Raw genomic sequence first — 16,733 nt, 5'->3', positions numbered from 1 at the left:
TACCTGATTTCAGGGAAAAATGAAGAAAACCAATGCAATGCTATTACTCCTTCACAAAGGAATTAAAACCGCTATCCTTAGCCCATTGGAGCGAATTATAATAGGGATGTATCCACTTATTTAAATCATTGGGGACATAACAGGACAGTCCAGAAAATCGCAAAATGGGTTTACCTAAAAAAGTTTCTGTATTCGCCTTATAAATAACCAATTTCGAAACTATAGCCTCGATAGCGGTAGTCTCAGTCGGCAACATATTCTGATGTACAAAATCAAGAAAATCAAAGCCAGCCGATAAGGATTTTTCATCAAAATCCAATCGCTGTAAGTTATCGCGATAGATCCCTGTGAGCGGGGCTCTGGTCAGTGCGACGTGAACGTTCTTTGCAAGATCCGACCAATAGGCATTATTGACCACAGAAATAGTCGCAGATCGATAGAGTCCTGTCAACTGATTATAAAAATTAAAATACGTTGTCGCAGTAGATATCAGCCCCCGTTCAAGATCAGGGTCGATCAAGTGTTTCAAGACCAAATGATAAGGCATACTGGTTGAAAGCACTTCTGCTGGAGAAGCTATCGTATATTTCGCTTTATCCCGAAGTTCATATAATACTTCGACACTTGCCATGGAACAGGCGTCAAATAAGAGAAAATCAAGCCCAGAAGGAATGATCGACTGCAAATCTCGCAACTCCGTTTTATTTCCCCGATCTTCATTAAACGACATTAACTTGACCCCAACATTCGGCAGCCAATTTGTTGCATGTGACCATAGAACCAGACCTGATGGACGATTACCAACATATCCTTTCATCGTCTGCAGGATTTGCTTCATCACTACTGGATTCGCCGAATCTTGATCCCCATAAGATTTGATGACCGTACTCTTTATTTCCGGGCTCTGGTCAGCAACAATTTTATAAATTTTAGGTGTAGAACCTGCCAAAGTCGCATACACATATACATCTGCATCTAATCCAACCATTCCCTCTTCCATTGCATTAATACTATTGTAAGCATCTGAAACCAAGTTATTATTGGCCCCAATATAAACCAACACAACTCTGCTATCTTTCTCTATCGCAGTATCTTTTTTGTCATTGCAACTATTTAACAGCATAACAATTGGCATGCAAAACACCAAAAATATTCTAAACCAGATGGGATTCATCAAAACACAATTAAAATCGCAACAAATATACCTAAAAATCAAACTGATACATCAACCAAACATTTAATTACACAAAAGAATATAAAAGCTTCACTTTAATTTAACTTAACTTAAGTATTTTTGTCATTACTTTATTAACAAACACTAACTATCAATATGATTAACAAGATCATAACTATTCGAAGACAGAATATGTTGCGAATAGCTTATTTTATGATTGCATTGCTTACATTTAATTCATGTCAGAAAACTGAATCTCGAATTGAGCAGGCTGCAGTACAATTTACCCCAACTATTGTCGGTCAAATCAACACAAAAGCTACCGGAACTTCCTGGGACCAGAATGACCAAATCGGAGTATTTATGTTCAAATCTGGCCAGCCCCTGGAAGCAGCTTCCATTGTTGATCAGGTCAAAAATCAGTTATTTACTTTCAATGGCTCACTATTCCAAAGTGCCCGCCCAATCTTCCTATCTGCTGAAAAAGTAGATTTTATAGCCTATCATCCTTATAAATCCCTTACAGATTTTCAATATCCAATTGATTTAAGTGATCAGTCTAATCCCACAGCTTTAGATCTGATGTACGCAAACAATGCTAAAAACATCGACAAGAGTAACAATACGGTCCCCCTTATTTTCGTACGTCAATTGAGTAAAGTCAGCATTAATCTATCCATTACCAATACAGCCGCATTGGAAGCAAACCAGATTACCGTAAAAATGCCGTCCATAAGCACGCAAGGAGGATTTGACTTAACAACAGGAAAATTGACGGTCAATTCGACGGAGAAAAAAGATGTTCAAGGAAAAGTATCAGTAAATGCCAATAAAACGGCTCGCATAGAATTTATACTACTCCCTGATGAAGACATTACAGGAAAAGCTATTAAGTTTATGGCCGCTAATGGAGATACCTATACCTGGACAATCCCGCAAAATCAGAATTTAAAAAATTTAATAGCTGGAAATCAATATAGCTTCGATATTAAAATCGACAATGGCAAGCCAAGTGGTGGAATCGGTGATTCACAAGCTTATTTGGAAATCCCAAAAATGAGTAACCTAGGCAATGACGAGGTATTTATTCAACATTTTATGCCTGATGCAAGCGACAGTAGGAATTACGCGATGCTCTATGATAAAAAGTTAAAAATGGCTTATTGGGTAGCCTATCCATTATACAGCAGCATCCTTGGATCAGGCAATCGTACAGATGCATGGGGATATGATCCGCAAGTATCTACTGCGTTTCAACCCAATCTATTTAAAGGTTTCCAGCCAACAGGCTATGACAGAGGTCACCAGTTACCAAGTGCAGACCGCAACTTAAATACAACCCAAAATAAAACAACGTTTTATTTTACCAACATGACAGCTCAGGTATCTCGACTTAACCAAGGAATTTGGGCAAACCTGGAAACCAAAGTCAGAACATGGACGGCACAGTGCGACACCATGTATATTGTAACTGGTGCAATGCCTAAGACAAGCACCGAAAATAGCCTAGATTTTGCTCAGGACAATGACGGAAAAGATATCGCCAAACCCAAATATTACTTCAAAGCATTAGCCATGAAGAAAGGTTCCGAATTTTATACCATTGCCTACAAAATAAACAATGAAACCCCGCCTTCAGGAGTAACCTTCGAAAATTATAGATTAACCGTAAGCGATCTCGAAAAAGCAACTGGCTTCACATTTTTTCCTGATCTAAATGATACACAAAAAGGGAACATAAATACCTCCATTTGGAAATAATTAATAAACGATTTAGTCATATCAATTCAGTTTAATTATGAAAGTAAACCAACTTTTATTCCTAGCGACTGCGGCAGCTGCCGTAACGAGCTCCTGCCAAAAGGCACCTGTTTCAGAACAAGAAATCACCAAAGCGGTGACTTTTTCGTCAACAATCTCTAACCAAGTGACCACAAAGGCTGCTGGCGCAAATTGGGAAAGCAACGATGCAATCGGTGTTTTCATGAAAACCGGCAGCGGTTTAAGCAATGCATTAGCAAGCAACAAACAGTATGTAACGACAAGTGGAGACGGAAACTTCAAAGCGAATAGCACTACAGAAGAAATCAATTATCCAGCTGATGGCTCCAATGTAGATTTTATTGCCTACTACCCTTACCAAACAACAATCACAAACAACATTTATCCAGTTAATGTAGCTGATCAAACCCAACAAAATAAAATTGATCTGTTATACGCTAATAACGTAACTGGAGCCAACAAGAATAAGCCAAATGCGCAACTGCAATTTGGCCACAAACTCAGCAAAGTCGAATTGACTATTGCTGCAGGAACTGGTGTAAGCTCTTTAACTGGTCTTACCGTAACTTACAATGGATTTAATACTACAGCGAACTTCGACCTAGCAACAGGAACACTAGCTGCAGGTGCTAATCCAGCTGCCATCAAAGCAAAAACAACAGCAGGAACAACAACAACAGCGGCAGAGACTATCTTATTACCTGTAGCTAGCGTTGCCGGTGCAAAAGTTGAATTCAAAATTGGTAACGAGATCTATACCTGGACTTTACCATCATCAACAACTTACGAAGCGGGTAAAAAATACAGCTACAATATCACTTTACAAGAGCAGGCTGGAAACAATGCTGCTATTGTGGCTTCTGGCAATATTACAGACTGGACCGATGTACCGTCGGGTTCATACGTGATCGGTAAAGACGAAGATAACGACGGTACAACTGATCCTGTAGAACAAACATTGTATGAAGAGAATTTTGGTGAAACAACAGTCTCAAACATTAAGATTGCGTCATTCAACGGCTGGTCAAATACTTCTGTAACTTATGCAGATCAATTTGCTGTATCTGATATTCGCTACTTAAAAAGTGGAGAAAATCAAACAAATCACGTATGGCTACCTGCTAATAAGGAAGCTGAATTAGCGATCAGCAACATCAATACAGAAAAAGCTGCTAAATTGAAACTTACATTTGACATCGCAGCCAATGTATTCAATGCAGGTACGAAATTCGATGTAAAAGACTTGTCGATAGATCTAAATGGCCAAAAATTCAGCGCCATTTCCAAAGTATTGTCGAAAGACAATAATGATGCAAATATTTTTTACACGGTAGAAGTTGATCTTTCGGCGGCAACATCTGTTCCTGCTAGCTCCAAATTAACATTCTCAACGACAGCAACAAATAATACTGTTGGTATCCGTATTGACAATATTTCTCTTAAAGGCCAAAAATAAAATACAATAAAAACATCTTCAAATGCAACACATCTAAAATGTGTTGCATTTGTCATCTAAATACATTTCACTATTTAACCTCAAGCTATGTATAAAAAATACATACTTTTTGCCCTCTTATCTGCTGCCAGTACACCTATATTTGCCCAAAGGGCCAATGTACAGGGTATTGTCCGCAACCAGGTGAGCAAAGAACCTTTCTCCAATGTACGTCTCGTCTTTGAGAAAAATCAAAAGTCGGTCGTCACCGATTCCAAAGGGAACTTCAGTCTACCGAAGTTAAACTCGGGTGAGGAAACTATCTTGATCACAGGTGGTAATATCCAGGAGATCAAAATTACCGTTCAGATCCCGGCCTCCGGCCTGCTCAAAATGGACGATATCTACGTCCTTCCAAGTACCGACAACGACAACATGGTACAACTAAGCATGGCTGCCGATGATCTATTGGATGATGACAACGAATCTTTCGACCAAAACATTGCAGCCAAGATTATCCTTTCTAACGACATATACATCAACAAAATTGGTTATCAGCTCTCTCAATTCCGTTTTCGCCTCCGCGGATACAACAACCGCTACGAACAAAAATACATCAACGGCGTACACTTCAACGACCAATTGCGCGGAGTCTTCAACTATGCTTCCATCGGTGCCATCAATGATTTGACCCGAAATGGAGACCAAGACAATGCTATGGACGCCTCGACCTTTACATTCGGCTCCATCGGCGGTTCCGAAAATATCAATATGCGCGCCAGCGCCTTCGCCAAAGGAGCAAAAGCAACAGCCACATACACCAACCGCAATTACTATAGCCGAGGTATGCTGAGCTATTCAACGGGACTAATGGACAATGGCTGGGCATTTACAGGCTTAATCGGTGGTCGTTATGCAGACAAAGGAAATATTGAAGGTACATTTTACAAAAACTTCTCCTACGCACTTTCCATCGAAAAACAATTCCAGCAAGGCAAACATAGTTTATCACTGGTCACCTTTGGTTCACCGGTAGAGCGCGGCCAACAATCAGGTTCTTTCCAGGAAGCCTATGATCTCCTCGACAACAACCTATACAACCCCAATTGGGGCTACCAAGACGGAAAAATCAGGAACTCGCGTATCGTCACTGCTTATGACCCTACCGCAATCCTTTCACATATCTGGAAAATCGATCCAAATACAAAACTAACGACAGGTATATCGCTGCACTATGGCAAGTATGCCAGTACAGCATTAAACTGGTACAACGGTCCGGATCCAAGACCCGACTATTACCGCAATTTGCCGAGCTATTTTACGGATTCCATCACAAATCAATACTACAGCAACCTTTGGCAATCGGCAAAAGTATCGCAAGTGGATTGGGACAATTTATACCTCGTCAACAAGCTCGAAAATAAAATCAACGATGGTGCAGCCATCTACATGTTGGAGAAACGCCATAGCGACCTATTGGAAAGCAGTTTCAATACAACACTCAACAAAACGATCAATGAGCATGCTAAATTGACGCTCGGTATCGGCGCCAAAGGATCACAATCCCAACAATATAAAACTGTAGCGGATCTGCTGGGCGCTGAATATGTACTGGATATTGACAAATTCTCTGAACGTGACTTTGGACAAAATACAGGTCAGAGCCAAAACGACTTGTTAAATCCCAACTTTAAGGCACGCAAAGATGATATTTTTGGATATCGTTACAACATCAATATCAAGTCTGCGAATGCATGGCTACAAAACGAATACACGTATTCGAACATCGACTTTTTCTACGCTACACAGCTTTCTTACACCAGTTTTCAACGTGTAGGCTACATGAAAAATGGACGCTTCCCGACCAATTCATATGGTAAAGGGCAAGAACACCATTTTTTTGACTATGCTTTCAAGGGGGGAATGACCTACAAATTCAATGGCCGTCATTTATTAAACGCCAAAATCAGCTATCAGACCAAAGCACCATTGGCTAATGATGCTTATATCTCACCAAGGGTAAGTGACTTTACTTTTGAAGACCTCAAAAGTGCCAAGATATTCTCTACAGATATCAGTTATGTCTTCTCCTTGCCGAAACTAAATGGTCGTTTATCGGTATTTCAGACCAACTTTACAGATCTCATCAGCAGACAAAGTTACTATAACGATGCCGCCCGTACCTTTATCAACCATGGTCTAAAAGACATGAACCAGGTCAATAGAGGGATAGAGCTCGGATTGACCTATAAAGTTGACAACAATTGGAGCATTGATCTCGCAGCAACAAAGGCTGAATACTATTACAGCAACAACCCAATGGGAGCACAAAACTCCGAAAATGGATTGATCAATAATGAACGCGAGATGGTGTACCTCAATAACTACTATGTTGGTGGAATGCCACAGACCGCAGGAACTTTAGGAGTCCGTTATTTCGTAAACTACTGGTTTTTTGGCGCTAATTTAAATTACGCTGGCGATATGTATCTATCGAAAGCTCCTCTTCGTCAGTTGGCATCTAACTACAGCACCATCAATCCTTACGATCCAGAGCTCGATAATGCTTATCATATCCTTACTGATCAAGAAAAGTTCAAAAATAGCACATCAGTCGATCTATCAATCGGTAAAATTCTTTACCTGAAAAATCGCAATTCAATGAACTTCAATTTAGCGGTCAATAACGTCTTAAATAACAAAAACATCAGAACTGGAGGTTTCGAAAATGCACGTTTGGATATTACTGCAGCAAATAAGTTTGCATCCAAATATTATTACATGCAGGGAATCAACTGTTTTATGAATGTATCCTATAGATTTTAATCTCGACAATAATGAACAAAAAAAATATACAAGCTGTCTATACATCGATGCTATCGGTTATCTGTATTGGACTCATCTTATTTACAGGAGCCTGTAAGCGTGATCCTGAAGCCCCCCTATTGACTCAACCGATCTATGACGGGCCCAATGCCAACACAACGATAGCCGCATTGAAAGAAAAATATGCTAACATTACCGATCCAAAAGTAATCGATGAGGATCTGATCATTAAAGCACTGGTGACCGGAAACGACATTTCGGGTAATATCTACAAACAATTGTACATCCAGGATGAAACTGCTGCCATCAATCTAGGAGTCGACCAAAATAGCATGTACACAACTTTCCGCGCAGGCCAGGAAGTGTTTATCAACTTAAAAGGCCTGTCCATGGTGAAATATGGTAGTGAGCTACAGATCGGTTTCAGTGGAACAAATGCCAACCGTATCGCCTGGGAAATTTTCAAAGAGCATACCAAAGTAAACGGATGGCCAAATGCGGCCAATTTAACGCCATTGGAAGTTGATCTTTCTAAATTAGACGCTTCGATGGTCAACAAGTTGATTATCATTAAAAATGTGCGTTTTAACAATGGTGGTATCAATGCTTTCGCAGGTGGAACGGCGACTGTTAGCGAAGTAGTCAAAGATGCGAATGGCAAAACATTGGATGTCCGCAACAGTAACTTCTCCAGTTTTGCTAAAGATATTCTTCCTAAAGGGAATGGAACATTAGTCGGAATATTGGGCCGTTACAATGGAGGCTGGCAGCTCTTCCTGCGCGATAAAACAGATGTGATTGACTTTGATGGAACTGACGCCGGAACAACACCAACTGACCCTGAAACCGGAGGAACAATTTTCAACGAGACATTTGGAAATGGTACCTACCCAAGTGGCAACCGTCCTAAAATTGCAGATTTCACCGATTTCGATATGAAAGCTCCGGTGACGTACAGCGAGGAAAGTGGTTCGGCAGATATTCGTACAGCGACAGGAATCAGTGCCTCAGTATGGCTTACGGCAAACAAAGATATTACACTGAAAATCGCTGGAATACAAACGGCCAACAAAACGGATCTTACATTGAGCTACCAGCTTGTTCCTAATATTTACAATGTTGGTGAAGCGACCAACCTCAATGCTATGAAGGTGAAGGTCAACGGAACAACTTATACGATTCCAAGCACACCAGTAGCGATCAACTCAACAGATGATCGTAATAAATATTACACCGTCAGTATTCCAAACATTACACCTGCAGCGACAAGTACCGTCGAATTTATAATGACTGGCGCTGACAATGCCTTTGGCTTCCGTTTAGATAATATTAAAATCGTAAGCGCAACTGGCGGAAACGGTTCTGGCAATACGATTATCGTTACTAAATAAATTAAAGATGAACTATAAACACATCAGCTGTATTTTTCTTCTCCTTTTATTTGTTGTACACACAAGTTTCGCACAAACCAACCGTCGGGTTTACCCCATCGCATTCTACAATTTGGAGAATCTATACGATCCTGTAAAAGATTCAACGATCAATGATGATGAGTTTACACCAAAGGGTGCCAATACATGGACAGAAGCTAAGTATCAGCAAAAAATAAAAAACATGGCACGAGCGATTCGTGCCATCGGTTCACCTAGTTCTAGTTTGGGTCCCATTGCTCTTGGGGTAGCCGAAATTGAGAACCGTCGGGTTTTGGAAGATCTTACACGAGATCCCCAGCTCCGTGAGCTGGGATTAAAGATCGTTCATCACGATTCTCCTGACCGTCGCGGTGTGGATGTTGGGTTCCTTTACAATCCGGAATTCTTCACGCCTTTTAATGACAAGGTTCATCCATTCAACCTACCAGAAAACCCTGGCTTTAAGACGAGAGATCAACTATTGGTATCCGGCACGATTGCTGGAGATACGGTACATATCATTGTCAATCACTGGCCTTCGCGTTATGGCAATAAATCTTCTGAACTTCGCGAATTTGCAGCAGGTATTACCAAAGGCATATGCGATTCGTTATATCGCGAAAACCCCGAGGCCAAGATTATTATCATGGGCGATTTAAATGATGATCCCAAAGATAAAAGTGTAAAGGAAGTATTAAAGGCCAAGAAAAATCCGCAGGATGTACCTGCGCAGGGCTTATATAATACCATGTGGACGTTTTACGATAAGGGCATTGGATCACTGGGCTATCAGGGACAATGGAATCTCTTTGATCAAATCATTATTTCCAGACCTTTATTGGACAATAAAAATAAGGGTTTACGTTTTGTCAAAGCTGAAATCTTCAATCGGGATTTTTTGGTGCAACAAGAAGGTCGAAACAAAGGTTATCCGCACCGAACATTTTCTGGGGGAGTATTTATCAATGGCTACTCAGATCACTTTCCAACATTGATCTATTTGGTAAAATAATATAAATGAAATCCGATTAACTCTTCTTAAGCGGAATTAAAGATAGGAGCTCGTTATATATGAGCTCCTATCTTTTTTTGATCTCCCCCAGTCTTCAGTAATCTTTTATTATACACAAGATATAAACTACCATTTAATCTCATTATTATACCATGGTTCAACCGCAATTTTTACTAGATTTATCAGATGAAGCTTATACTATTTGATCTGGACGGAACACTGCTAGACACATTACAGGACCTCGGGGACAGCTGCAATGCTATTCTTGAACAACATGGATACCCAACGCATCCACTCGTTGCCTATAAGAAATTTGTAGGCAATGGCGTACAGAAACTTATCGAAAGGGCATTACCCGAAGAAGCACGGACAGTAGAGACGATCACAGTCTTACTTGCAGCTTTTAAGACATATTATGAACAAAAACCTGTATCGCATACACGACCCTACACAGGGATTATACCGCTACTACAAGAACTGAAATCATTAGGCTATCTAATCTCGGTAGCATCAAATAAATACCATGAAGCGGTGATACCTTTGATGGCCGAATACTTTCCCGACATTTCATTTGATCTCGTCCTGGGGCATCGAACAGGTCGCCCCGCCAAGCCTGATCCCGATATTGTCTTCGACAGTATCCAAACACTCGGTGTTAGCAAACAAGATTGCTTTTATGTAGGCGATTCATCCGTGGATATGGATACCGCCAATAATGCAGGGGTAACAGCTATCGGTGTTACTTGGGGCTTTCGGGAAGAGAGCGAGTTAAGACAACACGGTGCACAGCATATTATCCACCATCCACAGGAACTGTTGGAAATTCTATAAAAGAAAAGCGGGACCTAAATCAACACTGATTTAAGTCCCGCCTTTTTCGATCACTCCCAGTGGTCTGGAATAGCGCACATATACATTTGAAATGCCGATGAGATCGCGAAAACCTTCGCGCGAATGCCAAAAGTTACATTTTTGCATCCATGAGTTGATCACCCTGTACTTTTGGCCTACCAAGCTTCATTTTTAAAACAAAAGCTTTATCTGTACTAAACGTTGCCGGAAGAACAACATCATAATATGTATTCTTATCAAGATCCAAACCAATATCGGAACGTTTAAGAGCTAATGATTGACCATTTTGCAATAAAACAGCCTCTACCGGAACCTCAGCTGAATTCTTCGGTACAGCAATGCGGACAATATTATTGACCGGTCGATTAAAGACAGTAAGATAGAGGTTGTCCTCTTTTTTTGTAAAATAACCCAATTTAGATGGAGCAAGTCCTGCATGTCTCACACCATAAACAGCTTCACCATTGATTTTGATCCAGTCACCAATCTCTTTCGCCAATTTATCCTCTCCTGGATGCATCCGACCATTTCCATCTGGGCCAAAATTCAACACGAAATTCCCGTTCATCGACACACAATTCATCAACATATCGATCAAATCGTCGGATGTCTTTGTATAAATACCCGACCAATCTTTCATATAACCCCAACCGTTAGGCGGGATGGTCATCACACAATCCCAATCACGCCCCTCTAGCCATTCAAATTCTTTCGGCATTTTGCGTTCCCAGCCTTGCTCATAATCTCCCAACATATCACCATTCGAGTCGAAATGCCGCTTTCCAAATTCATCGTTTCGAAAACGACTACCAATGATTAGGCCCGGGTGTTTCTCGCGGAGTTCCTTCTCCAGTTTATAGGTAAAGTCATAGGACTGAATCCAGGACTGATCCCAGGTACCATCGAACCAAAATCCTTTTATCTGCGGATAGTTTTGAAGCAGCTCCAACAATTGGTTACGGGTATACTCCAAAAACTTATTGAATTTTGCCTTTTCTTCCGGTGTAGACGGCGCCTTACCCATATAGTTTGAATTATTCCATTCTAAGATCGAAAAATACAAAAACACATCTATCCCTTCAGCTGTGTAAGCGTCTACAACCTGCTTGACGATGTCTTTTTTATAAGGGCTTTTCTTAATGGTATAGTCTGTATACTTCGAAGGCCATAAGGCAAATCCATCGTGATGCTTGGTGGTAAAAATCAGGTATTTTGCCCCCATTTCTTTAGCCTGCTTAGCCCATAGCTTTGCGTCAAATCCTTTGGGATTAAATTGCTTGTATAAATTATCATAGGTGTTTTTCCAGTCCTTTGGTGCAGTAGGTCCACTCCAGGTACGAATCCATTCGGAAGCGGCCGCACCTTTACGAGCGCTTACTCCTTCCCATTCATTGCCAGGAATTGCATAAAGCCCCCAATGGATAAACTGTCCTAAACCATATGTCCGAAAACGTTCCATCGCTTCATCGGTTCGATGTGCCGGTGTTAAAGGCCCGTATTTTACGTCAATTCTTTGCTCCACCTTTTTGCGTGGCCCAGTCCATTGGGCAGAAACAGTTTTCCCGGCCAATAGCGCACCAGCCAAGAGCAAGGGCATCATCAATCTGTTATAGCTTATCATATTTTATCTAATTGTTTATTACCACGATTCTATATAGTCCAACTTATTCAAAGACAAAAACGCAACTAGTCGGGACGATCAATATACTGTTTCTGTACTTTCTTCATGACGACCGGTTCAGGGTTACTGTCCTGAAATGGATCAAAGTAATAGAGTCCCTGTTCCCGATACAATGCTAAATGTTTCTTTAACACTTTAGTGAATTGGTCAAAATTACGTTGCTTGCCAGATGTCCATGCTGCTTCCGCCAATGCCGCAATTCTCGGAAAGACGAGATAATCCAATCGATTGGTATTTGTCACGGTTTCAGTCCATAGATTGGCCTGGATACCCAATATCTGTTTTCTTCGACCACCTAAACTATCCAACTGTTCGCCTGCAAAATTATAGACATCTTGAATAGGGTTAAACCCTTTGCCCCATTTCCGTCCATACCGATGGTTTTCCTGCTGCACAAAATCAAAATATAAAGGTAAACGCGGTGTAAGAATTGCCTGATATCCTTTATCCAAAATTTTGTTGAGCTGTTCGGGTCTATCATGGCGCCACCACATCATCACAGTCTGCGCTTTGTTCAGTTTTGCGTCTACCATCTCATCCCAAACAATGATTTTTCCATTTATTCGGGCAACGGAATCTGCCATACGTCGAATAAAATACTCTTCCACTTCCTTATTGGATTTCAGCCCTTCTGCCTTTTTTAACTCCTGCACCTTTAGATCATTGTTCCAGGCATCACTACCAAAAGCAACCTCATCTCCGCCCAAATGAATGTAGGTCGAAGGAAAAAGCGCTTTTACTTCGCGCAACACATGGCTTAAAAATGAATATGTCGTATTTTTTGCTGGGTGAAAAGTAAAATCAGGGTGTTTTTCATTACCTCCGCCCGATAAAAACGGATACGCGCGGTTTGCCGCTGTTGCATGTCCAGGCATATCAATCTCAGGAATGACCTCAATATTACGTTCATCAGCATAAGCAATAATCTCACTGATATCATTTTGCGTATAATACTGTACTCCAGCATAGGGATCTAAATAATTGCCTATCCCACCTATTTGAGCCAGCCAGGGATAACGTTGTATACTAAGGCGCCACGCAGGCTCATCCGTCAAATGCCAATGAAACTTGTTCAGTTTATAGAAAGCCATCCAGTCCAACAATGACTTTACTTTTTCCTTTCCGAAGAAGTGTCTCGACTCATCTAACATAAAACCGCGCCATGTAAATTGTGCTTTATCTTTAATTTCAACAGCATCCAACTCACGCTGATCACCGCTTTGGGCTGCAACGGACAACAATTGGTCTAAACTTGCAATTCCATTGACAAGTCCTGATTTATCTGAAGCGTAAATTCGAATATGAGTAGCATCTATCTGCAAACGATAGGCTTCATGTTCAAGTGTTTTATCCCAGCTTACCATAACCTGGGCTTCGTCGACCTTGGTCGCAACATAGGCCGAAATTCCGAAACGCCCAAGTAGGAGCTTCTTGAAATACAATATCGTGGGATCAAAATAAGGATCGCTTATAATGCCTATATTTCTACCCAGGATCAGTTTCCCCTTCCGCGCTTCCTGCTGTTGCGGACGTGGGATAATAGCAACCTGTGCCTCCACAAACTGTATCGTCAAGAATACCAAAAGAAATGTTCCTATTAATCTATGTTTCATCCGTTCTATAGTTATTTTCAACTGATCAGATTAAATCTGCTTGTGTAAAGTATTTGTTTCTAACGAGGTTCGATCCTACATTATTCAAACCTAGTTTGTGCTATAATCGGCTCACCACAGCCAGCACGCGATGTAAAAGGAATACGAAAATCCATCGTATGAACTGTTTATATCGGTTCTGTCCACAGTTTATCTTGTAATGCAATGGTAAAGAATTTATTATTTATTACTGTAGTCTAAGTATAGTCAATCGTTTGCGCAAATCTCGAAAACGTTGTAGTGGATGGACGCAACAAAGCGAATAAAGAAAAAACAATTATTAATAGCGATATTTTGATCACTATTAATTAAAAACAAGATCGAATAGCAGTTCTACCGAGGCTAGTCCAATTAGTCATTATCATTTTGTTAGCTATATTTGAAGACACAAATACAACACCCTAAGTTAAAACCGTATGATAAAAAAGATCTTTTATACCTTAATCTTTATTGGAATACTGCTATTGAACGTACAAGCGCGAACCGTAGTTCCATTTAATACCAGCTGGACTTTCAAAAAGGGACCTTTTTCTACTTCGACATTAGACTATAATCAACTGTTTGAAGGGAAATGGCAACTTGTCAATTTACCGCACACCTGGAATGCAAACGATATGCAGACCAAAGAGATTAAGTCCGGTAGCTTAGGAAAAAATGAGCGTTTTTATACCGGTGATGCTTATTATCGTAAATCTTTTGTTCCCGAAACAGCTTGGAAAGGCAAACGCATTTTCATTCGATTTGAAGGGGTCAATACCAACACAGAAGTATACGTAAACAATCAGCCCCTTCCTACCAAAGAAGGCAAAAATGATATTACCTACGACAATACGAAACGCAATGGAAATTATAACTTCGTGGGCAGACATCAGGGTGGTTATTCTGCATTTGTATTCGAACTGACCAATATGCTCCAATTTGGAAAAGAAAACGAGATTTTGGTGAAGGTAAACAATGAAGCTACTCCACAGGTCATTCCTGTTAACCATACCCTTTTCCCCATGTACGGCGGCATTTATAGACCTGTCGAGCTTATTGTAACCGACGACATCCATATTGCGGTGAATGATTTTGCAGCTAAAGGAATCTATATCACGCAAAAAAATGTCTCCAAGAAAACAGCCGATGTTGCTGTAAAAATAAAAATAGACAACAAATCCGGAAAAAAACAACCAATTGAGTTATTGACAACCGTTTTCGAAAAAGACGGATCGATTAAAGGCAAACAAAGCACACAGTACACGTTGTTACCGCAAGGTCGTCAAACTGTTACGCAACAAATCCTAGTCAAAAGTCCACATTTATGGCAAGGTTTAGATGATCCCTATCTCTATAAGGTGGTCACACAGATCAAAAAGAACAACCAGGTAATTGATGAGGTAACAGCACCTCTTGGTCTTCGTAAATTTGAATTACGAACCGGTGAAGGATTTTTCCTAAATGATATCAAATATCCGCTATATGGTGTTTGTCGCCATCAGGATCGACTAGGTAAAGGATCGGCCCTAAGCAATGCAGACCACGACGAAGACTTAGCAATCATCAAAGAAATGGGAGCAACATCGATTCGATTGGCACATTACCAACAGTCTGAGTACTTCTATTCAAAATGCGATAGCATGGGTCTCGTTATCTGGGCCGAAATCCCGTTTGTCAATCGGGTAACCACCTTGGAAGACAACAACGCACAACAACAGTTGAAAGAACTGATCCGCCAAAATTTCAACCATCCTTCCATCTATATATGGGGTATGCACAATGAGGTATACTCTCCTTCTGCCTATACCGTCGAACTAACGACCAAATTAAATGACCTCGCTAAATCCGAAGATCCTGATCGCTATACCGTTTCTGTCAGCGGTTACAATGTTATCGACCATCCAGTTAACAATAATGCAGATGTACAAGGCATCAATCATTACTTTGGCTGGTACAATGGTGAACTGGAAGATAAATCAGATAAAGAGGATGATGTCGCCTCCTGGGCAAAACGTATCAGTGAAGAATTCAAAGATTACCGGATTATCTTTTCGGAATATGGTGCAGAAGCCATTCCCGAAGATCAAGCAGAAGAAGTTGGAAATTTTGGAAATCAATGGAGCAATCCATCGTTTTTCCCTGAAGAATATGCAACCAAATTTCATGAAGTACATTGGGGCGTGATATCCAAAAGTCCAATTTTCCTAGGTTCTTATGTCTGGAACACATTCGATTTTGCCACGCCCATTACTGCGCTGAACGTTAACCCCCGGAATTATAAAGGACTGGTTTCCTTTGACCGTAAACTGAAGAAGGATGGCTTTTATTGGTACAAAGCCAATTGGAGCAAAGAACCCGTGTTATATATTACACAGCGTCGTATGATCAATAGAGGTAATGAAATTACGCCTATTACGGTTTATTCGAACAGAGGTGAGCCAACATTGATCATCAATGGGCAAACGATCAAAGGAGCCAAAATTGGTCAGACCAATGTACACTACATCTTCGAAAACGTAAAGCTAAAACCGGGAAAGAATGCTGTGGAAGCAAAAGTAATCCAAAAAGACGGTAAGGTATTAACCGACACGATTGAATGGAACTATGACCCAGCGTTTAAACAAGGACCATCGGGACCAACAAAATCGAAAACAGAGCACGTAGGTCTATAATCACGCTAGCAAAATAATAGACAAAAAACAGGGGTAGCCTAAAAAGCTACCCCTGTTTTTTGTTTAAGGATATATCCCCCTCGGCTATATTGATCATCATATCACTTACCCTAATTTCAAAAAAGTATTAACCGATAAAAGCGGGTCGTTTACCGAGATTGTCTCGAGACTGGCCTAATGCCCCTCTTCAGGGCCATATTTGCTTCCTATCTTTGAGTCATCAAATAAGAAATAAAAAAATTAAAAAATAAACATC

At 40.6% G+C, this 16,733-nt stretch carries 10 protein-coding genes; 7 read left to right on the top strand and 3 right to left on the bottom strand.

Features of this window, described 5'->3' with window-relative positions:
- Positions 1 to 43: 43 nt before the first annotated feature.
- Positions 44 to 1,123 (bottom strand): clostripain-related cysteine peptidase, encoded by a 1,080-nt coding sequence (locus tag BV902_RS03035; RefSeq protein WP_172840636.1) that lies wholly within the window; start codon positions 1,121 to 1,123, stop codon positions 44 to 46.
- A gap of 207 nt (positions 1,124 to 1,330) precedes the next feature.
- On the opposite strand from BV902_RS03035, the gene BV902_RS03030 reads away from it, so the two are divergent.
- From BV902_RS03030 to BV902_RS03005, 6 genes are all read left to right on the top strand, one after another.
- Positions 1,331 to 2,935 (top strand): fimbrillin family protein, encoded by a 1,605-nt coding sequence (locus tag BV902_RS03030; protein WP_075990728.1) that lies wholly within the window; start codon positions 1,331 to 1,333, stop codon positions 2,933 to 2,935.
- Between the two features lie 37 nt (positions 2,936 to 2,972).
- Positions 2,973 to 4,412, top strand: a complete 1,440-nt coding sequence (locus BV902_RS03025; RefSeq protein WP_075990727.1) for a fimbrillin family protein — start codon at positions 2,973 to 2,975, stop codon at positions 4,410 to 4,412.
- Between the two features lie 87 nt (positions 4,413 to 4,499).
- A complete protein-coding gene (locus BV902_RS03020) occupies positions 4,500 to 7,217 on the top strand; it encodes a TonB-dependent receptor (RefSeq protein WP_075990726.1) in 2,718 nt (905 codons plus the stop codon).
- Between the two features lie 11 nt (positions 7,218 to 7,228).
- The gene (locus BV902_RS03015; RefSeq protein ID WP_075990725.1) at positions 7,229 to 8,608 is read left to right on the top strand and encodes a DUF5689 domain-containing protein; all 1,380 of its coding nucleotides are present in this window, start codon (positions 7,229 to 7,231) and stop codon (positions 8,606 to 8,608) included.
- Positions 8,609 to 8,615: 7 nt separating this feature from the next.
- Positions 8,616 to 9,641 carry an endonuclease/exonuclease/phosphatase family protein gene (locus BV902_RS03010; RefSeq protein WP_075990724.1) on the top strand — a complete coding sequence of 342 codons (1,026 nt, stop codon included), beginning with the start codon at positions 8,616 to 8,618 and terminating at the stop codon, positions 9,639 to 9,641.
- 186 nt (positions 9,642 to 9,827) lie between these two features.
- Positions 9,828 to 10,472, top strand: coding sequence for an HAD family hydrolase (locus BV902_RS03005; RefSeq protein ID WP_075990723.1), 645 nt, complete (start codon positions 9,828 to 9,830; stop codon positions 10,470 to 10,472).
- Between the two features lie 133 nt (positions 10,473 to 10,605).
- On the opposite strand, the gene BV902_RS03000 is transcribed toward BV902_RS03005, so the two are convergent.
- Positions 10,606 to 12,114, bottom strand: coding sequence for an alpha-L-fucosidase (locus BV902_RS03000; protein WP_075990722.1), 1,509 nt, complete (start codon positions 12,112 to 12,114; stop codon positions 10,606 to 10,608).
- Between the two features lie 65 nt (positions 12,115 to 12,179).
- Positions 12,180 to 13,787, bottom strand: coding sequence for a beta-N-acetylhexosaminidase (locus BV902_RS02995; protein WP_075990721.1), 1,608 nt, complete (start codon positions 13,785 to 13,787; stop codon positions 12,180 to 12,182).
- Between the two features lie 455 nt (positions 13,788 to 14,242).
- Here BV902_RS02995 and BV902_RS02990 point away from each other — a divergent pair, with 455 nt between their 5' ends.
- A complete protein-coding gene (locus BV902_RS02990; RefSeq protein ID WP_075990720.1) occupies positions 14,243 to 16,477 on the top strand; it encodes a glycoside hydrolase family 2 protein in 2,235 nt (744 codons plus the stop codon).
- The last annotated feature ends 256 nt before the right edge of the window (positions 16,478 to 16,733 follow it).

Source organism: Sphingobacterium sp. B29, assembly GCF_001952815.1.
GTDB classification, from domain to species: Bacteria; Bacteroidota; Bacteroidia; order Sphingobacteriales; family Sphingobacteriaceae; genus Sphingobacterium; species Sphingobacterium siyangense.
This window is presented reverse-complemented; position numbering and strand designations above follow the sequence as displayed.